The organism is Streptomyces sp. NPDC029014, assembly GCF_055564695.1.
This window is the reverse complement of the sequence record NZ_JBVHVT010000010.1, coordinates 71,103-90,227: the sequence shown is the minus strand read 5'-3', so window position 1 is coordinate 90,227 and position 19,125 is coordinate 71,103. Positions and strand designations below refer to the sequence as shown.

Below are 19,125 nucleotides of genomic sequence, written 5' to 3'. Positions count from 1 at the left end.
GTCTCAGCCGCCGGCCGCGGACTCCATCACCCGTTTGGCCGCCTCGGCCTCGGCCGCGGGGGGCGACAGCTCGGACAGGGTGTCGAGGTCGTGGTCCTTCGCCAACTCCTGCTCCCAGGCGTCGGCCAGCTCCTGCTGCCGGGCGGGCGGCAGCTCTCGGACCTTCTCCCGGTGTTCGGGGCTCAGGGCGTTCAGGAAACGCTCGACGGTGTCGATCGGCATCGCTTCGCCTCCCGGTTCGGCGGGGGTGTGCGTCCATTCCTCCCGCGGCGAACCGGCCCCGTACCCCGCGTCCCCCGTCCTTCACCCGAACGGGTCGTGTCCCGGGGGCCCGTGCGGTCACAGGGTGCGGTCACAGCACTAGAGGTAGTCCTCCAGGCGGCCTATGCGGAAGCCCTGTTGCTGGATGCTCTGGAGCATGCGGGTGGTCATCTGGACCTCCGTCGCGCCCTTGAGCTCGGAGGGGCCGCGGAAGTGGGCCAGGATGATGTCGCCGGGCTTGAGGCCGGAGCCCTCGGCGTACTGGAAGTTGTTGATCTGCATCGACGCCCGCCACAGGACCACCTGCGAGATGCCGCATTCGGCGGCCGCCTTGAGCGTGTCGTCGTTGTAGTTGCCGAACGGCGGGCGGAAGCGGGTGGGCTTGGCCCCGAAGCGCTTCTCCAGGCGTTCCTGCTGACCGCATATCTCCTTCTTCTGCGCCGCGAAGGGCAGGGTCCGGAGGTTCGGGTGGGTCAGGGTGTGGTTGTTGATGGTGCTGCCGGAGCCGTTGTCCCGGAGCTTCTCGAAGTGCCCGTAGTCCGAGGACGCGACGTTGTCGGTCAGGTACATGCTGATCGGCAGCTTCAGGTCGGCCGCCATCTTCAGGAACTCGGGGTCCTTCTCGGCGCCGTCGTCGAAGGTCAGGAAGACGACCTTCTCCGTGGCCGGCACGGGTATTCGGTCCACGACCTGGGCCTTGCCGGGAGCGGCCGGCGGCAGGGACGGCTTCTGCGCCGGCTTCGGCGCGTACTGCACCGGGGCGGTCAGCCCCCACTTCCGGTAGGCGTCGCCGTCCCCGGCGGCCGAGGGCGACGCGGTGCCCCGGGCGGCCGCCCCGGACGAGGCCGAGGGGCTCGGCTGCTCGTGGGTGGTCTTGCGGCCGAGCCGCTCGATGGGGTCGACGCTGTTCCCGCACCCCGTCAGGGACAGCGCGAGCGCGCCGGCCGCCAGCGTCCCGGCCACCAGCCGGCGCGCGTAGCTCACAAGTAGTCCTCCAGGCGGGCCACGGCGTACCCCTTGTCCGTGACGGTCTTCATGACGTTGCGGACCAGGTCGGGCATGCTGCCATCCCAGTCCTCGCGACCCCGGAAATGCGTGAGGATGATGTCTCCGGGATGCAGGTCGCGGTCCGGTTCACGGTAGTCCATCCGCTTCGGGAACGCCTCCGCGTTCCACAGCGGAACCGCTTTGACGCCACAGGACTTGGCTGCGCGCAGGGTGTCCTCGTTGTAGTTCCCGTACGGCGGGCGGAAGGCCGTCGGCCGCTTGCCGAACATCCTCTGCATCGTGTCCTGCTGACCGCAGATCTCCTCGCGCTGCTTCTCGTACGACAGCGCGGGCAGGTAGCGGTGGTTGACGGAGTGGTTGTTCAGGGTGACGCCGGCCGCCTGCATCTCCTTGAAGTAGGAGTAGTCGTCGCGGACGAGGTAGTCGCTGAGGAAGGCCGTGTACGGAATCCTCAGCTCCTGCATCATCTTCAGGAACTCGGGGTCCTTCTCGGCGCCGTCGTCGAACGTCAGGAAGACGACCTTGTCCTTCGTCGGGACCGTGGTGAAGACGGGCGGGAGGTTCTCGTGGCCGTCCACCTCGAAGCCTTCCCGGGTGGTGATCGCGGGCTTCTGCTTCGGTGCCGGCGGTGCCTCAAGCGGCGGCTTGGCCAGCTTCCACTTCTTCGCCGCGACGAGCCGGGCCTGCCGGGCGGCGGGCCCCCGCTGTTCACCGCGGGCGCCCAGCGCCGCGCCGGCCTTGCCGCTCTCGGTCGGGGCCGGGGTGCCACCGGAGTCCCCGGAACTGCAGGCCGTTCCCAGGGCGGCGACGAGCAGGGCGGAGAGGACGACCCCGGCCCGGCCGCGCGAGCCGGCGGTGCGCCGGCGACCGTGAAGCGTCTTTTGTTCCTTTTGTCGTACTAGCTGCATAGCAGCGGATCCTGACACCGCCACGGCGCTCCGCCCCGCCGACACCGCGAACGGAAAGACGACCTTCCATCGAGTGGCCCACGCTGACCGACAATGAGGCGGTGACCCCCGAAGACTTCGCCGCCCTCCTGACCCCTGAGGGCCGCGCCCTCCTGGACTCGCTCCGCGACTACGACCCGGGCCAGGAGCTCGCCGTCGCCACCCGGCTGCGCCGCGAGCACCCCGCGCCGCTGGTCTCCGCCGCGCTCGGGCAGGCCCGGCTGCGGCAGCGCGCGGCGGCCAAGTTCGGGGAGGACGCGTTCCGGATGTACTTCACCCCCGGCGGCGCCGAGATGGCCACGCGCGCCCCGGTCGCCGCGTACCGGGCCGAGCGGTTCGCGGCGCTCGGCGTGCGCAGCGTCGCCGACCTGTGCTGCGGGATCGGCGGGGACGCCCTGGCGCTGGCCCGGCTCGGCATCCGGGTGCTGGCGGTGGACCGCGACCCGTTGACCGCCGCCGTGGCCCGGGCCAACGCGGAGGCGCTGGGGCTGGCGGACCTGGTCGAGGTCGTCGAGGCGGACGTGACCGGAGTCGACACCTCCGGGTACGACGCCGTGTTCCTCGACCCGGCCCGGCGCGGGGGGCGGGGCCGGGTGTTCGATCCGGAGGGCTACTCGCCGCCGCTGTCCTGGGCCGTGCAGGCGGCCCGTTCGGCGCGGTGTGCGGCCATCAAGATCGCCCCCGGGATCCCGCACGAGGCGGTGCCGGAGCAGGCCGAGGCCGAGTGGATCTCCGACCACGGGGACGTGAAGGAGGCCGTGCTGTGGTTCGGGACCGACCCCGGGACCGTCCGCGCGACCCTGCTGCCCGGCCCGCGGACCCTGCGCACCGCCGGCCCGCTCCCCGACCCGGAGGTCGGCCCGGTCGGCCGCTGGCTGTACGAGCCCGACGGCGCCGTGATCCGCGCCCACCTCGTCGCCGGGGTCGCGGAGCAGCTCGGCGGCCGGCTCATCGACCCGACCATCGCCTACATCACCTCGGACGAGCTGCGCGCGACGCCGTACGCGACCGCGTACGAGATCACCGACGTGCTGCCGTTCGGCCTGAAGAAGCTCAAGGCGCTGCTGCGCGAGCGCGAGGTCGGCATCCTGACCGTGAAGAAGCGCGGCTCGGCCATCGAGCCGGAGGAGCTGCGCAAGAAGGTCAAGCCGCAGGGGCGGAACGCGGCGACGGTGTTCCTGACCCGGGTCGCCGGCGCCCCGTCGATGCTGATCGGATCGCCGGTCAGCGCCCCGTAGCGGCGGGCGGCGAAAGCCGGGAGGGCGCGCCCGGCCCGGCGGCCGCGCGCACCGGCCCCGCCTGGGCCCGGCAGGGCGGTGTGGCCCTCGGGGCGCGGCCCCGGGACCGCCCGGGGCCCCCGCAGGGGCTCAGGACCCGACGGTGCCGGAGGTCTCCGCCTCCACCGACTCGAACCGCCAGCGGTGCACCGGGCGGGTGATCAGGTCCGCCGCGGGCTCCGGCAGCTCGGGGAGGTCGGCCGCCAGGCCCTCGGGCGCCTCCCACCAGGTGATCACCAGCACCCGGTCCTGCGGGGCCCGCAGGACCTCCCGGCGCACCGGCTCCCGGGCGAGGACCTGCGAGCGGGCCCACTCCAGCAGCTCGGCGCCGCGGCCGCCGGTGGCGCGGGCCTCCCACATCAGGGCGATGGTGCTCACGAGTACAGGTTGTCCTTGCTCAGCTCGTGCACGTGGTCGTGGTCGTGGGCATGACCGTGGCCGTGGCCGTGCCCGTGCCCGTGCGCGTGCTCGTCCCCGTCCGCCGCGCCCGTGCCGGGCACGTGCGGGTCCGTCACCGGCAGCGAGGAGTCCGCCGACAGGTCCCAGTCCGAGGCGGGACGGTTCCGCCTGACCATCTCCGCGCCCAGCGCCGCGACCATCGCGCCGTTGTCCGTGCACAGCTTCGGCCGCGGCACGCGCAGGATGATCCCCGCGTCGTCGCAGCGCTCCTGCGCGAGCGCCCGCAGCCGGGAGTTGGCGGCGACGCCGCCGCCGATCATCAGGTGGTCGACGCCCTCGTCCTTGCAGGCGCGGATCGCCTTGCGGGTCAGCACGTCCACCACGGCCTCCTGGAACGACGCCGCGACGTCGCGCACCGGCACCTCCTCGCCCGCGTTCCGCTTCGCCTCGATCCAGCGGGCGACGGCCGTCTTGAGCCCGGAGAAGGAGAAGTCGTACGCCGGGTCGCGCGACCCGGTCAGCCCGCGCGGGAAGTTGATCGCCTTCGGGTCGCCCTCCTTGGCCAGCCGGTCGATGACCGGGCCGCCGGGGAAGCCGAGGTGCAGCACGCGCGCGATCTTGTCGAAGGCCTCGCCGGCCGCGTCGTCGATGGTCGCGCCCAGCGGCCGCACGTCGGAGGTGATGTCCGGGGCGAGCAGCAGGGAGGAGTGCCCGCCGGAGACGAGCAGCGCCATGGTCGGCTCGGGCAGCGGGCCGTGCTCCAGCTGGTCCACGCAGATGTGCGAGGCCAGGTGGTTCACCCCGTACAGCGGCTTGCCGAGGGCGTACGCGTACGCCTTGGCCGCCGACACGCCGACCAGCAGGGCCCCCGCGAGGCCGGGGCCGGCGGTGACCGCGATGCCGTCGAGGTCGCGGGCGCTGACCCCGGCCTCCTTCAGGGCGCGCTCGATGGTCGGGACCATCGCCTCCAGGTGGGCGCGGGAGGCCACCTCGGGCACGACGCCGCCGAAGCGGGCGTGCTCGTCGACGCTCGACGCGACCGCGTCCGCCAGCAGGGTGGTGCCGCGGACGATGCCGACGCCGGTCTCGTCGCAGGAGGTCTCGATGCCGAGGACGAGGGGTTCGTCAGCCATGGGTCTCACCTTGTACGGGTCCGTCCGCGGGGACGGAGAGTGCGGGATCGGAAAGGCGCATCACGAGTGCGTCGACGTTGCCGGGCTGGTAGTAGCCCCGGCGGAAGCCGATCGGCTCGAATCCGAAGCGCTCGTAGAGCTTCTGGGCGCGGGTGTTGTCCACCCGCACCTCCAGCAGCACCTCGGCGCACTCGAACGCGGTGGCGGCCCGCAGCAGGTCGGTGAGGAGCCGGGCGCCGAGCCCGGTCCCCCACTGGTCGCGTGCGGCCGCGATGGTCTGTACGTCGGCCAGGTCGCCGGCGGCGGCCAGCCCGGCGTAGCCGACGATGCGGCGGCCGGCGCCCGCGGCGGAGCCGCCCTCGGGAACGCCCTCAGGAACGGTCTCGGCCACGACGTAGTGGCGGGTGGCGTGCGGGCCGCGGGCGTGGGCGAGCTCGGACCAGAACATTCCGGCGGACCAGGCGTCCTCGGGGAACAGCTCCTGCTCCAGTTCCAGTACGGGCGCGATGTCCCACCAGCGCATCTCGCGCAGTACTGCGGTACCGGTACCTGCGGTCACTGCGGGGTGACCACCTTGTAGTTCTTGGGCACCTGCGCGTCGGGCCGGCGCAGGTACAGCGGCGTCGGGGGCAGGAACTCCTGCCCGGCCGCGAGCCGGTGCACCGCCAGTGCCGCGAGGGCGGCGGCGCTCAGGTGCTCGGGGCCGCGCGCGTCGGTGAACACCTCCGGGTACAGCAGGGCGCCCTGGCCGACCGCGGGCAGCCCGGCGACCTGCTCGGCGATCTCGGCCGGGCGGTCCACGGCGGGCTCGCCGACCCGGGTGAGCGGGTCCTCGTAGCGGGCCCAGTAGACCTCCTTGCGCCGCGCGTCGGTGGCGACGGTGAAGGGGCCCTCGACGCCGGCGGCGCCCGCGGCGTACGCGAGGCCGTCGAGGGTGCACAGGCCGTGCACGGGGACGCCGAGGACGGAGGCGAACGTGGCCGCGGTGGCGAGGCCCACGCGCAGCCCGGTGTAGGGGCCGGGGCCGACGCCGACGACGATGCCGGTCAGGGCGTCGAGCTTCAGCCCGGCCTCGGCGAGGACCCGGTCCACCGACGGCAGCAGGAGCTCCCCGTGGCGGCGGGCGTCGACCTGGTGGGACTCGGCGAGGACGTTCTCGCCGTCGTGCAGGGCGACGGTGACGGCGGGCGTGGCGGTATCTACAGCGAGCAAGAGCACGCGAACAGCCTACGACTCCCCGGGCCCGGGCCCTCGCGGCCGGTCGCGGGGCAGCCCGGCTGCTACCTTCGACCCCAGGATTCGACCGCGGTATTCGAACCCCGCGGACGCCGCAACGGCCCGCGGATCGGCCGGGACCCGGCGCACGGGAAAGCACGAGAGGTGGAGCAAGTGGGACGCAGCAGCTCGGGAATCGTGGCCGGGCTCACGGCCGCCGCACTCGCCGCGGTCGGGTTCCTCGGCTACCAGGCCTCCGCGACCGCCCCCGCGCCGTCCGCGCACGGCGCCGCACCGGCGGCGGAGCCCTCCGCCCAGCCGTCCGCGCCGGCGCCCGGCCCGGCGAAGCCGAACGCCGTGCCGACCGATTCCGGCACGGGCACGCGCGTCGTGTACTCGGCGGCCCTGAAGCGGGTGTGGCTGGTCACCGAGGACGGCAAGGAGCCGAGGACCTTCGCGGTGGTGCCGAGCACGGTGCACCCGAAGCCGGGCACCTACCTGGTGAACTCCCGCTCGAACGCGGTCACCGGCTCGGACGGCGTGCCCATCGAGCACGTGGTGCGCTTCGCGATGGCCGAGGGCAGCGGGGTCGTGATCGGCTTCAGCGCCCGCGCCGACGGGCGGCTGCCCGAGCCCGACGCCACGCGGAAGACCGGTGGCATCCGGATGAGCCGGGCCGACGGCGACGCGATGTGGGCCTTCGCCACGATCAACTCGAAGGTCGTCGTCGTCCCCTGACCGTCCGCCGCTCGTCCGCCGCCCGTCCGCCGCTCGTCCGCCGCCCGTCCGCCGCTCGTCCGCCGTCCGGCCGCTGACCGGCCGCCGACCGGCTGTTGATTTCACCCGGACGGAGGACTCAGGCCGCCTCGGGCTCCCGGGCGGCCCGTCCGCCGCGTCCGGGTCCGAGGTCGCCGGCCGCCGCGACCGGCCCGGTCCCCGGCTGCCGGGCGGGCTCGCGGCCCGGCGGCGTCGAGACGGCGGTGGCGGCCGCGCCCGCGGCGAGCAGCACGCCCATGGGCACGGGGCACGAGGCTCCCCTCGGCGCGGTCGAGGTGCGGGGGTCGCGCGGTGCCGCTGCTCCTGTCGACATGGCTGCCTCCTGGCCCCGGGCCGGCCGTACTTAGGTAGGCCTAACCAGCCCTCCGTACCATGTGACCATGCGCGGCTCTTCCGGCGCAATATCTTCCCGACAGCCTGTCGGTACCTCCACGAGCCGGACCCCGGCCCGGACCCCGCCCGGCCCCGTCCGGCGGTGTGCCGGGCCGGATCTCAGCCCGCCGTGACGGGCCCGAGGCCCGCCAGCAGGCCCGGGGCGGCCCAGCGCTCGCCGACACCGCGCACGGTGACCTCGCGTACGTCGTCCAGGACCTCCTCGTGGCCGACGGCCCGCGCGATCACCACGTGCAGCCGGTCCTCCGAGAGCTCCTCCACCTTGCCGTCGCCCCACTCGACGACGACCACGGACTCGGGCAGCGAGACGTCGAGGTCCAGGTCCTCCATCTCGTCCAGCCCGCCGCCCAGCCGGTACGCGTCCACGTGGACCAGCGCCGGCCCGCCGCGCAGCGAGGGGTGCACCCGGGCGATCACGAACGTCGGCGAGGTCACCGCGCCCCGGACGCCGAGCCCCTCGCCTAGCCCGCGGGTCAGCGTGGTCTTGCCCGCGCCGAGCTCCCCGGTCAGCAGGACCAGGTCGCCGGGGCGGAGCAGGCCGGCGATGCTGCGGCCCAGCGCCTGCATGGCCCCGGGCGAGTCGACGGTGATGCGCGCCCCGGCGGCGCCTTCAGGGTCCCGCGACCCCTGCGCCGGGCTGAGCGGGGCTTCCAGCGGTACTTCTTCCATGTCCGCCAACGTTAGCCGCTGCGGGGACCGCCCCGGTGCGCACGAGCAGCTCGGCGAGCAACCCGGTCACCGTCTGCGGGTACTCCAGCATCATCAGGTGCCCGGCCCGCTCCAGGACGACCAGCTCGGCAGCCGGCAGCGCGTCCTTGATGGCCTGGCTGTGCGCGGCCGGGGTGATCATGTCGTGGTCCCCGGCGACGACGGTGACGGGGATGTCCGCGAACCGCTGGAGGGCAGCGGTCTTGTCGTGGGCCTGGAAGGCCGGGTAGAACTCGGCGACCACGTCGATGGGCGTGGCCTCGATGAGCCGCTCCGCGAACCGTGCGACGCCCGGGTCCACCTCGCGCGGCGCTCCGAACGAGTACAGCTTGATCATGCCGGCGAAGAGGTCCGCGGTGGCCCGGCGGCCCCGCTCCACCAGCTCCACCTGCGAGCCGAGCGCCTTGAGCACGGGCGGCAGGATGCGGCGCACCGCGCCCACCCCGACGGCGGGCAGACCGTACGTCACCTCGCCCAGCCGGCCGCTGGACGTGCCGACCAGCGCCACCCCGAGCACCCGGTCGCGCACCAGCTCCGGGTACTGCTCGGCGAACGCCATGATCGTCATGCCGCCCATCGAGTGACCCACCAGGACCAGCGGGCCCTCCGGCGCGGCGGCGTCGATGACGGTCTTCAGGTCGCGGCCGAGCTGGTCGATCGAGACCGGATCGCCGTCGGCCTGGGCGAAGCCGCGGGCGCTGCGGCCGTGGCTGCGCTGGTCCCAGTACACGGCGCGGACCAGGCCCCGCAGGGCGGCGCGCTGGAAGTGCCAGGAATCCTGGGCCAGGCAGTAGCCGTGGCAGAACACCACGGTCGGCACGGGCGCGGCCTTGCGGCGCAGGCGGGGGCGCGACCGCTCCGCGGCGTCCCCGTCCGGCTCGTCGACCTCGTAGTGGAGCTCGGTGCCGTCCTCGGCGTAGGCGGCGCCCGGGGTCCCGCGCAGGGAGCCGTAGTCGCCGGCGGCGTCGAGGGCGAGGCGCGCCTTGCGGCGCACGCTGCGCCCGACCGTGATCCGTTCGACGGCGACACCGGCCGCCGCACCCGCGGCTATCACGCCGATCACGGCTCCGGCCCAGCCGGCCCTGCGCCAGTTCTCGCTCACGCCGTAGTCCTCACTCAGCACCCGCTCAGCACTCGGTCGGCACTCAGCCGTTGCGGTAGACGCGGGGTACGCGCCCTCCGATACGGGTGACGATCTCATACGCGATCGTCTGAGCCGCCTGGGCCCAGTCCTCGGCGGTGGGTTCGCCGTGCTCGCCGGTGCCGAACAGCACGGCCTCGTCCCCCGCCCGCACCGGGGATCCGGGGCCGAGGTCGACGACGAACTGGTCCATCGCGACGCGGCCGGCGACACGCCGGATCCGGCCGCCGACGGAGACCGGGCCGCGCCCGGAGGCGTGCCGGGGGATGCCGTCGGCGTACCCGGCGGGGATCAGCGCGAGGGTGGTCTCGTCGTCGGTGACGTAGTGGTGGCCGTAGCTGACGCCGTGTCCGGCGGGCACCGTCTTCACCAGGGCCACCGAGGCCTTGAGGGCCATCGCGGGGCGCAGTCCGAGCTCGGCCGGGGTGCCGAGCTCGGGGGCGGGCGACACGCCGTAGACGGCGAGGCCGCAGCGCACCAGGTCGAAGTGGCTGTCCGGGAGGGTCAGCGTCGCCGGGGAGTTGGCGATGTGCCGGACCTCGGGCTCCAGCCCCTCCTTCTCCGCGTACGCCAGCATGTCGCGGAAGGTGGTGAGCTGGAGCTCGATGGAGGGGTGCCCCGGCTCGTCGGCGCAGGCGAAGTGCGACCAGAGGCCGGTGACGCGGACGGTGCCCTCGGCCTCGGCGGCGGCCGCCGCGCCGACGAGTTCCGCCCAGTCGGCGGGCTGGCAGCCGTTGCGGCCGAGGCCGGTGTCGGCCTTGAGCTGGATCCGGGCGGTCCGCCCGGCCGCCCGGGCCGCGTCGGTCACCTCGTCGAGGGCCCACATCCCGCTGACGGCCACGTCGATGTCGGCCTCGATCGCCTCGCGCCAGGGCCCACCGGGGGTCCACAGCCAGCACATGATCCGGCCGCCGATCCCGGCAGCGCGCAGGGCGAGCGCCTCCTCCGGGGTGGCGGTGCCGAGCCAGGTCGCGCCGGCGTCCAGGGCGGCGCGGGCACAAGGGACGGCGCCGTGCCCGTACGCGTCCGACTTGACCACGGCCATGAGCTCGGCCCGGGGGGCCCGCGCGCGCAGTGCGCGCACGTTCGCCCGCACGGCGGCCAGATCGATCTCGGCGTACACGCGCCCCGGTGTCTCGTTCATCGCCCCAGTCTCTCAGAGCCCGCCCCACCCCCGCGCGACCGCCATTCCCGCACGCCCTGCCCGGGCCCCGTCCGACCCAGCCCCACCGAATCAGCCCCACCGACCCGGCCCGGCCGACTCAGCCCCACCGACCCAGCCCCGCCGGCGTTCGAGGCGCGGGGGTCCTGGGGCCGGCCCCCGGCAACGGCGGCGCGCCGGGCCATGACGCCGCGCCAACCAGCCCCGGAGGCGCGGGGGTGCGGGGGCCGGCCGGCGGCGGGGTGAGCGGGGGCGCTGTCAGGGGTGGGTGGCGTTGCGCCAGGCGGCGGGGAGGGCTTCGGCCACCTCGTGGGCGAGGACCGGGGCCCCCGCGGCGGCCAGCCGACCGGCGAGCCCGTGCAGGTACGCCGCCACCGCCCCCGCATCCGCGGCCCGCAGCCCCGCCGCCAGCAGCGAACCGCCGAGCCCCGACAGCACGTCGCCGCTGCCCGCCGTGGCCAGCCAGGGCGTACCCGTCGGGTTCACCCGCACCGGCCGGTGCCCGTCGTACACCAGCGTCGTCGACCCCTTCAGCAGGGCCGCGGCCCCGTACCGCCCGACCAACTCCCGTACGGCCGACAGCCGCCCGGCTTCCACCGCCTCCCGTGACATCCCCAGCAGGGCCGCCGCCTCCCCGGCGTGCGGGGTCAGCAGGGTTTCCGCGGGCCGGGCGCGCAGCGCCGCCGGGTCGAGGCCGCGCAGCCCGTCCGCGTCCACCAGCACCGGCACCGGGTCCGCCAGCACGCGCGCGACGTCCTCGCCGCGGCCCTCCCCCAGTCCGGGTCCGACGACCCACGCCTGGACGCGGCCCCACCCGATCAGCACCTCGGGGTAGCGGGCGAGCACCTCGTCGGCCGCCGGGCCGACGTACCGCACCGCACCGGCCCCGCCCCGCAGGGCCCCGGCCACGGCGAGCACGGCCGCGCCGGGGTACTGCGCCGACCCGGCGGCGATGCCGACGACTCCCCGGCGGTACTTGTCGCTGGACGCGCCGGGCCGCGGCAACAGCCGTGCCACGTCGGCGTGCTGCAGGGCCTCGGCCTCGGGGGCGGGGCCGTCGCCGCGGCCGGGGGCGTCGAGCTCCAGCCCGATGTCCACCAGCCGCACCACGCCGGCCCGCGACGCCCCGGGGTCGACCAGTAGCCCCGGCTTGTGCACCCCGAAGGTCACGGTGACGTCGGCCCGGACCGCGGCCCCGGCCAGTTCCCCCGTGTCCGCGTCCACCCCGCTCGGCAGGTCCACGGCGACGACGACGGCCCCGGCCGGGATCCGTTCGACCAGCGCCGCGGCCGCCGGCCGCAGTCCGCCGCGCCCGCCGATGCCGAGCAGCCCGTCCACGACGAGGTCGGCCCGGTCGGGCACGGTCCCGCAGACCCGGCCGCCGGCGGCCCGCAGCGCGGCCAGCCCGCCCGGGTGCATCCGCTCCGGGTCCATGGGCACGGCGGTCACCCCGGCGCCGCGCCGGGCCAGTCGGGCGCCCGCGTACAGGGCGTCGCCGCCGTTGTCGCCCGGCCCGACGAGCAGCACGACCCGTGCTCCGTACACCCTCGGCAGCAGGTCCGCGCAGGCGGTGGCCAGTCCGGCGGCCGCCCGCTGCATCAGGGCGCCGTCCGGGAGGCGGGCCATCAACTCCCGTTCGGCGGACCGTACGTTCTCCACGCTGTAAGCAGTACGCATGCGCCCAGCCTGCCCGATCGGGCGGCCCGACCGGCGGCGCCCCGACCGGCTCGGCTACGCCTCGGCGATGACCACCGCCGAGGCGACGCCCGCGTCGTGGCTGAGCGAGATGTGAAAGGACCTCACCCCGAGGGCCACGGCCCGCGCCTGCACGGTCCCCTGCACCCGCACCCGCGGCTGCCCGGACTCCTCCACGTACACCTCGGCGTCGGTCCACAGCATGCCGGCGGGCGCACCGAGCGCCTTGGCCAGGGCTTCCTTGGCGGCGAACCGGGCGGCGAGCGAGGCGGTTCCGCGCCGCTCGCCGCTCGGCAGCAGCAACTCGGACTCGACGAACAGCCGCTGGGCCATGCCCGGCGTCCGCTCCAGCGCCGCGCCGAAGCGGTCGATCTCGGCAACGTCGATCCCCACGCCGATAATCACAACGAACTACCCATTCACTCCACGGTCACGGACTTCGCGAGATTACGCGGCTGGTCCACCTCGTTCCCGCGCGCCGTCGCCAGTTCGCACGCGAACACCTGCAGCGGCACCGTCGCCACCAGCGGCTGGAGCAGCGTCGGCGTGGCCGGGATGCGGATCAGGTGGTCGGCGTAGGGGACGACCGCCTGGTCGCCGTCCTCGGCGATGACGATGGTCCGCGCCCCGCGTGCCCGGATCTCCTGGATGTTCGACACGATCTTGTCGTGGAGGACCGAGCGCCCGCGCGGCGAGGGCACGACGACCACCACCGGCAGGTCCTTCTCGATCAGCGCGATCGGCCCGTGCTTGAGCTCGCCCGCCGCGAAGCCCTCGGCGTGCATGTACGCGAGCTCCTTGAGCTTGAGCGCGCCCTCCAGCGCCACCGGGTAGCCGACGTGCCGTCCGAGGAACAGCACGGTGTTCTTGTCGGCCAGGGACCGGGCCAGCGCCCGCACCGGCTCCATGGTCTCCAGGACGGCGTCCACGGCGGCGGCGATGTCGGACAGCTCGCGGATCACGGCCTCGATCTCGTCGCCCCACTTGGTGCCCCGGACCTGCCCGAGGTAGAGGGCGACCAGGTAGCAGGCCACGAGCTGGGTCAGGAACGCCTTGGTCGAGGCGACGGCCACCTCGGGGCCGGCGTGCGTGTACAGCACGGCGTCCGACTCGCGCGGGATCGTCGACCCGTTCGTGTTGCAGATGGCCAGCACCTTGGCCCCCTGCTCGCGCGCGTGCCGCAGCGCCATCAGGGTGTCCATGGTCTCGCCGGACTGCGAGATCGCCACCACCAGCGTCCGCTGGTCCAGGATCGGGTCGCGGTAGCGGAACTCGCTCGCGAGTTCCGTCTCGCACGGGATGCGGGTCCAGTGCTCGATGGCCAGCTTCGCGATCATGCCCGCGTGGTAGGCCGTACCGCACGCCACGATCACGACCTTGTCGACCTCCCGGAGCACCGAGGCGGGGATGCGAACCTCGTCCAGGGTCAGCGCACCGCTCGCGTCGATCCTGCCGAGGAGGGTGTCGGCGACGGCCTTCGGCTGCTCGGCGATCTCCTTGAGCATGAAGTAGTCGTATCCCCCCTTCTCGGCCGCCGAGGCGTCCCAGTCCACGTGGTACGCCCGCACCGTCGCGGGCGAACCGTCGAACCCGGTCACCGTGACCCCGTCGCGGCGGAGCTCGACGACCTGGTCCTGTCCCAGCTCGATCGCGGACCGCGTATGGGCGATGAACGCGGCCACGTCCGAGGCGAGGAAGTTCTCACCCTCCCCAACGCCCACCACCAGGGGGGAGTTCCGGCGGGCGCCGACCACCACGTCCGGCGCGTCGGCGTGCACCGCGACGAGCGTGAACGCCCCCTCCAGCTGCCGGCACACCTGCCGCATCGCCTCGGCGAGGTCGTTCCCGGCGGCCTCGAACCGCTCGGCCAGCAGGTGGGCGACGACCTCGGTGTCGGTCTCGGACTCCAGCCGGTGCCCGCGCTCGGCCAGTTCGGCGCGCAGCGCGGCGAAGTTCTCGATGATGCCGTTGTGGACGACGGCGACCCGGCCCGCGTTGTCCAGGTGCGGGTGGGCGTTGGCGTCGGTGGGCCCGCCGTGGGTGGCCCAACGCGTGTGCCCCAGGCCCGTGGAGCCCGCCGGCAGCGGATGCGCGACGAGCTGCTTCTCCAGGTTGACCAGCTTCCCGGCCTTCTTGGCCGCGGCGATCCGCCCGTCGGCGAGCACGGCGACCCCGGCCGAGTCGTAGCCGCGGTACTCCAGCCGCTTGAGTCCGGCGATGACCACATCGAGCGCCGACTGCGCTCCTACGTAACCCACAATTCCGCACATACGGCGCAGCGTACGCCGCGTACGGCGTCCTGCCCCGCACTTGGGCAAGACGAAAACCCCGCCCCGGCGAACGCGCCGGAGCGGGGTTGACGGTGGTTCAGGTGCGGCGGCCCCGGGTCCGGGCTCAGCCGAGCTTCTTGACCTGCGCGTCGACGACCGCCTTGGGCTGTTCGGCGGCACCCTTCAGGCTGACCGCGGAGAAGGTCGCCAGGGTGTTGCCCTTGCGGACGACCACGAGCTGCGTCGAGATCTTCTCGCCGTCGGCGTCGGCCTCGACCGTGTAGGCCAGGGCGGCGTCGCCCGCGGTGACCGGGGTGCCCGCGGCCACCTTGGTGATCTTGCCGGTGTCGCCGCCGCCGGTGGCCGCGTAGCCGCCGGCGCAGGCCGTGCCCGCGGTCTTCAGGGCGGCGAAGGCGTCCTCGGCGCCCTTGCCGTCGTACGAGGCGACGGTCACGGCGGTGACAGGGGCGCCGAGGGCGTCCATCGCGGCCTTCATCTTCTCCTCGGCGCTGGCGCCGGCGGCCGGCTCCTTCGGCTTGGCGACGGCCTTGGTCCGGGCGGCACCGGTGGCCGTGCCGACCGTGGCGAGGCTCTGCGCCTTGACCAGCGGCAGGCACTCGGGCTTGTCGCTGGTGGCGGCGGCGCCGGCGGCGGCCTCGGCCGGCGTGGCCTCCTTGAGCACGTGCTCCGGCAGGTCGGCCTGCTTCACGATCACCGAAGCGAGATCGGCGTCCGTCTTGCCCTTAGCGGCGGGGGCCGCGGACGCGGCCGGGGCGGCGGCGGACGCCGGGGCGTCGGCCTTGGCCCCGTCCTTGGAGTCGGACGAGCCGCAGGCGGTCGCGAGCAGCGCCAGCGCGGCGGCGGAAGCGGTCATGACGGAACGGCGGACAAGGGTGCTGCGCACGAAGGATCTCCCCCAGGGGTGGTGCAGAAGACGAACGGAACGGCCCGGACGGCGCCCACTCCCCGGGGGAGCACGCCGGAGCCACGGTGATCAGCAATGTACGTGGCCCCGCCGACGGCCACCCCTCCGAACGCCCGTTCGTGGCCGATCGTGACCACAGCGAGACCGAAAGCGACCTCCTCACCGCGGCCACGTGACCGACCCCACCACCCACGAGCGGCGCCGAGCCACGACAATGGCCCTGTGATCACTTCGCCGCCACGAAGCAGCACGCCCGAACCGGACTGCGCGATGAAGCGCACCGAGCGGCCCGAGCGGTCCCCGCGCCGGGCCGAGGTCTCGCCGTACGTCGACCTCACCCGCGCCGAGTGGAGCGCCCTGCGCGAGCGCACCCCCCTGCCGCTGACCGCCGAGGAGGTCGAGCAGCTGCGCGGCCTCGGCGACGTCATCGACCTCGACGAGGTCCGCGACATCTACCTGCCGCTCTCCCGCCTGCTCAACCTGTACGTCGGCGCGACCAGCACCCTGCGCGGCACCCTCAACACCTTCCTCGGCGACGCCGGCGGCACCGGCCACGGCAGCCAGCAGGGCACCCCCTTCGTCATCGGCGTCGCCGGCTCGGTCGCCGTCGGCAAGTCCACCGTGGCCCGTCTGCTCCAGGCCCTGCTGGCGCGCTGGCCCGAGCACCCGCGCGTGGAGCTCGTCACCACCGACGGCTTCCTCTACCCCATGAAGGAGCTGGAGCGGCGCGGGCTCACCTCCCGCAAGGGCTTCCCCGAGTCCTACGACCGCCGCGCGCTGACCCGCTTCGTCGCCGACATCAAGGCCGGCAAGGACGAGGTCACCGCCCCGGTCTACTCTCACCTGATCTACGACATCGTCCCCGACGAGCAGCTCGTCGTCCGCCGCCCGGACATCCTGATCGTCGAGGGCCTGAACGTGCTCCAGCCGGCCCTGCCCGGCAAGGACGGGCGCACCCGGGTCGGCCTCGCCGACTACTTCGACTTCAGCGTGTACGTGGACGCACGCCCCGAGGACATCGAGCGCTGGTACCTCAACCGGTTCCGGAAACTGCGCGCGACCGCCTTCCAGAACCCGTTCTCGTACTTCCGCAAGTACACGCAGGTCTCCGAGGAGGAGGCCCTGGAGTACGCGCAGACGATGTGGCGGACGATCAACAAGCCCAACCTGCTGGAGAACGTGGCCCCCACCCGCGGCCGCGCCACCCTCGTCGTCCGCAAGGGCCCCGACCACAAGGTGCAGAAGCTCAGCCTGCGCAAGCTCTGACCCGGCCGACGCCGCTGGCACTGCCGGCCGCGGCGCCGACCGCGTCGGCAGCGCTGCCGCGGGCCCCGCGAGGACTACTGTGCGGGCATGCTGCATCTGCGGATCATCGCGCCGCACGACCGGACCGACGCCGTGCTCGCACTGATCGGCCGGACGGTCGGCACCACGCACGTGGCGTTGCTCCCCGGGGCCGCCCGCGAACCGGCCGGCGACATCGTGTTGTGCGACGTGGCCCGCGAGGCCGGGGACGAGCTGCTGCACGGGCTGCGGCAGCTGGGCGTCGACCGGGACGGCTCCGTCGCGGTCGGCCACATCGACCTGTCCCTGTCCGCCCGCGCCGAGGCGGCGGAGCGGGAGGCCCCGGGCGAGGCCGCGGACGCCGTGATCTGGGAGCAGCTGGCCGAGGCGACGCACGAGGAGTCCACGCTCACCATCACCTACCTGCTGTTCCTCGGCATCGCGACGATGATCGCGGCCTGCGGCGTGGTCCTCGACAACGCCGTCCTGATCGTGGGCGCGATGGCCCTCGGCCCCGAGTTCGGGCCGCTCGCCGGGATCTGCACCGGGCTGGTGCAGCGGGAGCCGGGGCTCGCCGGCCGGTCCGCCTTCGCCCTGGTGGTGGGCTTCACGGTGGCGATGGCGGCGACGACCCTGTTCAGCCTGGCGATGACCGGGTTGGGCCAGTTCGACGAGGCGATGCTGGAGAACCCGCGGCCGAACACCAGCTTCATCTGGCAGCCCGACCCGTTCTCCTTCATCGTGGCCCTGCTGGCCGGCATGGCCGGCACCCTGTCCCTGACCTCGGCGAAGGCCGGCGCCCTGGTCGGCGTGGCGATCTCGGTCACCACCGTCCCGGCCGCCGCGAACGCCGCCGTGGCCTTCAGCTTCGGGGACTACCCGCAGATGTGGGGCTCGGCGACCCAGCTGCTGCTGAACCTGTGCGGCATCGTCCTGGCCGGGACCGCGACCCTCGTGGGCTGGAAACTGCTGTGGCGCACCCAGCAGCACCGGATGGTCCGGCGGCCGGATGCGCCACGGCGCCCGTAGCCCGGTCAGGCGTACGCGGGAGGACGAGCGGCGGGAGCGACTAGCCGAGGGCCGTCTTCACGGCGTCCGCGAGGCGTCCCGCCACCGCGCGGGCCTGCTCGATGTCGGCGGCCTCCACCATCACCCGGACGAGGGGCTCCGTACCGGACGGACGGAGCAGCACCCGGCCGGTGGTGCCCAGCTCGCGCTCGGCGTCGCCGACGGCCACGGCCAGCTCGCCGGAGGTGGCGACCCGCGACTTGTCCACGTCGGGCACGTTGATCAGGACCTGCGGCAGCCGCTGCATGACACCGGCCAGCTCAGCCAGCGACCGGCCGGTGGCCGCGAGGCGCGCGGCCAGCATCAGGCCGGTCAGCGTGCCGTCACCGGTCGTCGCGTGGTCGAGGATGATCACGTGGCCGGACTGCTCGCCGCCCAGCGCGTAGCCGTGCTCCTTCATCGCCTCCAGCACGTACCGGTCGCCGACTCCGGTCTGCACGACCTGGATGCCCTCGGACTCCATGGCCAGCTTGAAGCCCAGGTTGGACATGACCGTGCCGACGACGGTGTTGCCGCGCAGGGTGCCGGCCTCGCGCATGGCCAGGGCCAGCACCGCGAGGATCTGGTCGCCGTCGACCTCGGCACCGGAGGCGTCGACGGCGAGGCAGCGGTCGGCGTCGCCGTCGTGGGCGATGCCGAGGTCGGCGCCGTGCTCGACGACGGCCTGCTTGAGCAGGTCGAGGTGGGTGGAGCCGCAGCCGTCGTTGATGTTCAGGCCGTCGGGCTCGGCACCGATGGTGACGATCTCGGCGCCGGCCCGGGCGAAGGCCTCGGGCGAGACGCGGGCGGCCGCGCCGTGCGCCTCGTCCAGGACGATCTTCAGCCCGTCGAGGCGGTTGGGGAGGACCCCGATGAGGTGGGCGACGTACTTGTCGAAGCCCTCGTCGTAGTCGGAGACCCGGCCGACGCCTGCGCCGGTGGGGCGGTCCCAGGGCGCGCCCGTGCGGTGCTCCTCGTAGACGGCCTCGATCCGGTCCTCCAGCTCGTCGGCGAGCTTGTGGCCGCCGCGGGCGAAGAACTTGATGCCGTTGTCGGGCATGGCGTTGTGGGAGGCGGAGAGCATCACGCCGAGGTCGGCACCCAGCGCACCGGTGAGATACGCCACCGCCGGAGTGGGCAGCACACCGACGCGCAGGACGTCCACGCCCGCGCTCGCGAGGCCCGCGACGACCGCGGCCTCCAGGAATTCGCCCGAGGCCCGGGGGTCGCGGCCGACGACGGCCGTCGGCCGGTGGCCCGCGAAGGTGCCGGCCTCGGCCAGTACGTGGGCCGCTGCCACGGAGAGGCCGAGCGCCAGCTCAGCCGTCAGATCCGCATTGGCGACGCCGCGTACACCGTCCGTTCCGAAGAGTTGTCCCACTGTTGTCCTCCCAAGATCGCGCTTCGCTTGAGACCGCTGGTGACAGGTATGTGCCGCTTGTGGCGGTAAACGAACCGCCCCGACAGCACAGAGAGTGCTGCC

Annotated in this window: 20 protein-coding genes; 4 read left to right on the top strand and 16 right to left on the bottom strand. The window is 74.0% G+C overall.

The annotated features are described in order from the left end of the window. Window positions 1-3: 3 nt before the first annotated feature. From ACZ4VL_RS07975 to ACZ4VL_RS07965, 3 genes are all read right to left on the bottom strand, one after another. Window positions 4-222: a hypothetical protein gene (locus tag ACZ4VL_RS07975; RefSeq protein ID WP_468197111.1), complete on the bottom strand. Its 219-nt coding sequence runs from the start codon at window positions 220-222 to the stop codon at window positions 4-6. Between the two features lie 138 nt (window positions 223-360). Then, window positions 361-1,245: a polysaccharide deacetylase family protein gene (locus ACZ4VL_RS07970; RefSeq protein WP_468197109.1), complete on the bottom strand. Its 885-nt coding sequence runs from the start codon at window positions 1,243-1,245 to the stop codon at window positions 361-363. Beyond that, window positions 1,242-2,177, bottom strand: a complete 936-nt coding sequence (locus tag ACZ4VL_RS07965; protein ID WP_468197108.1) for a polysaccharide deacetylase family protein — start codon at window positions 2,175-2,177, stop codon at window positions 1,242-1,244. Before ACZ4VL_RS07965 ends, ACZ4VL_RS07970 begins: the two co-directional genes overlap by 4 nt. 101 nt (window positions 2,178-2,278) lie before the next feature. Between ACZ4VL_RS07965 and ACZ4VL_RS07960 the strand changes: the two genes are divergently transcribed. Beyond that, on the top strand, window positions 2,279-3,454 hold the full coding sequence (locus ACZ4VL_RS07960; protein ID WP_468197105.1) for a class I SAM-dependent methyltransferase: 1,176 nt from the start codon (window positions 2,279-2,281) through the stop codon (window positions 3,452-3,454). 129 nt (window positions 3,455-3,583) lie between these two features. On the opposite strand, the gene ACZ4VL_RS07955 is transcribed toward ACZ4VL_RS07960, so the two are convergent. From ACZ4VL_RS07955 to tsaB, 4 genes are read right to left on the bottom strand one after another with little or no spacing between them, the layout of a single operon-like run. Continuing rightward, the gene (locus ACZ4VL_RS07955) at window positions 3,584-3,871 is read right to left on the bottom strand and encodes a hypothetical protein (RefSeq protein ID WP_468197103.1); all 288 of its coding nucleotides are present in this window, start codon (window positions 3,869-3,871) and stop codon (window positions 3,584-3,586) included. Next, on the bottom strand, window positions 3,868-5,025 hold the full coding sequence (gene tsaD / locus ACZ4VL_RS07950) for a tRNA (adenosine(37)-N6)-threonylcarbamoyltransferase complex transferase subunit TsaD (protein ID WP_468197101.1): 1,158 nt from the start codon (window positions 5,023-5,025) through the stop codon (window positions 3,868-3,870). Before tsaD ends, ACZ4VL_RS07955 begins: the two co-directional genes overlap by 4 nt. Beyond that, on the bottom strand, window positions 5,018-5,548 hold the full coding sequence (locus tag ACZ4VL_RS07945) for a GNAT family N-acetyltransferase (protein WP_468197181.1): 531 nt from the start codon (window positions 5,546-5,548) through the stop codon (window positions 5,018-5,020). The genes tsaD and ACZ4VL_RS07945 overlap by 8 nt, the downstream gene beginning before the upstream one ends. Before the next feature lie 32 nt (window positions 5,549-5,580). Further along, window positions 5,581-6,243 carry a tRNA (adenosine(37)-N6)-threonylcarbamoyltransferase complex dimerization subunit type 1 TsaB gene (gene tsaB / locus ACZ4VL_RS07940; protein WP_404238386.1) on the bottom strand — a complete coding sequence of 221 codons (663 nt, stop codon included), beginning with the start codon at window positions 6,241-6,243 and terminating at the stop codon, window positions 5,581-5,583. A 171-nt stretch (window positions 6,244-6,414) separates the two neighbouring features. Here tsaB and ACZ4VL_RS07935 point away from each other — a divergent pair, with 171 nt between their 5' ends. After that, window positions 6,415-6,978 carry a hypothetical protein gene (locus ACZ4VL_RS07935; RefSeq protein WP_468197099.1) on the top strand — a complete coding sequence of 188 codons (564 nt, stop codon included), beginning with the start codon at window positions 6,415-6,417 and terminating at the stop codon, window positions 6,976-6,978. A gap of 118 nt (window positions 6,979-7,096) precedes the next feature. Here ACZ4VL_RS07935 and ACZ4VL_RS07930 read toward each other — a convergent pair whose 3' ends face one another. The 8 genes from ACZ4VL_RS07930 to ACZ4VL_RS07895 all read right to left on the bottom strand — a co-directional run bounded on the left by ACZ4VL_RS07930 (window position 7,097) and on the right by ACZ4VL_RS07895 (window position 15,290). After that, complete coding sequence (locus ACZ4VL_RS07930; RefSeq protein ID WP_468197097.1) at window positions 7,097-7,330, bottom strand: hypothetical protein; 234 nt, start codon at window positions 7,328-7,330, stop codon at window positions 7,097-7,099. Window positions 7,331-7,509: 179 nt separating this feature from the next. Continuing rightward, window positions 7,510-8,079 carry a tRNA (adenosine(37)-N6)-threonylcarbamoyltransferase complex ATPase subunit type 1 TsaE gene (gene tsaE / locus ACZ4VL_RS07925; protein WP_468197095.1) on the bottom strand — a complete coding sequence of 190 codons (570 nt, stop codon included), beginning with the start codon at window positions 8,077-8,079 and terminating at the stop codon, window positions 7,510-7,512. After that, entirely contained in the window at window positions 8,021-9,220 is a 1,200-nt protein-coding gene (locus ACZ4VL_RS07920; protein ID WP_468197094.1) for an alpha/beta fold hydrolase, read from the bottom strand. Before ACZ4VL_RS07920 ends, tsaE begins: the two co-directional genes overlap by 59 nt. Before the next feature lie 43 nt (window positions 9,221-9,263). Further along, window positions 9,264-10,403: an alanine racemase gene (alr, locus tag ACZ4VL_RS07915; protein WP_468197092.1), complete on the bottom strand. Its 1,140-nt coding sequence runs from the start codon at window positions 10,401-10,403 to the stop codon at window positions 9,264-9,266. A gap of 276 nt (window positions 10,404-10,679) precedes the next feature. Continuing rightward, entirely contained in the window at window positions 10,680-12,098 is a 1,419-nt protein-coding gene (locus ACZ4VL_RS07910) for an NAD(P)H-hydrate dehydratase (RefSeq protein WP_468197089.1), read from the bottom strand. Between the two features lie 54 nt (window positions 12,099-12,152). Next, the gene (locus tag ACZ4VL_RS07905) at window positions 12,153-12,521 is read right to left on the bottom strand and encodes a holo-ACP synthase (protein WP_361090627.1); all 369 of its coding nucleotides are present in this window, start codon (window positions 12,519-12,521) and stop codon (window positions 12,153-12,155) included. A gap of 14 nt (window positions 12,522-12,535) precedes the next feature. Further along, window positions 12,536-14,386, bottom strand: coding sequence for a glutamine--fructose-6-phosphate transaminase (isomerizing) (gene glmS / locus ACZ4VL_RS07900; protein ID WP_468197086.1), 1,851 nt, complete (start codon window positions 14,384-14,386; stop codon window positions 12,536-12,538). 124 nt (window positions 14,387-14,510) lie between these two features. Further along, entirely contained in the window at window positions 14,511-15,290 is a 780-nt protein-coding gene (locus ACZ4VL_RS07895; RefSeq protein WP_468197084.1) for a hypothetical protein, read from the bottom strand. A 291-nt stretch (window positions 15,291-15,581) separates the two neighbouring features. Here ACZ4VL_RS07895 and coaA point away from each other — a divergent pair, with 291 nt between their 5' ends. Both coaA and ACZ4VL_RS07885 read left to right on the top strand, forming a co-directional pair. Beyond that, entirely contained in the window at window positions 15,582-16,577 is a 996-nt protein-coding gene (coaA, locus tag ACZ4VL_RS07890; protein ID WP_361090636.1) for a type I pantothenate kinase, read from the top strand. 87 nt (window positions 16,578-16,664) lie between these two features. After that, a complete protein-coding gene (locus ACZ4VL_RS07885) occupies window positions 16,665-17,624 on the top strand; it encodes a DUF389 domain-containing protein (protein ID WP_468197082.1) in 960 nt (319 codons plus the stop codon). Window positions 17,625-17,664: 40 nt separating this feature from the next. Here ACZ4VL_RS07885 and glmM read toward each other — a convergent pair whose 3' ends face one another. After that, window positions 17,665-19,023 carry a phosphoglucosamine mutase gene (gene glmM / locus ACZ4VL_RS07880; RefSeq protein ID WP_468197080.1) on the bottom strand — a complete coding sequence of 453 codons (1,359 nt, stop codon included), beginning with the start codon at window positions 19,021-19,023 and terminating at the stop codon, window positions 17,665-17,667. Window positions 19,024-19,125 lie beyond the last annotated feature (102 nt).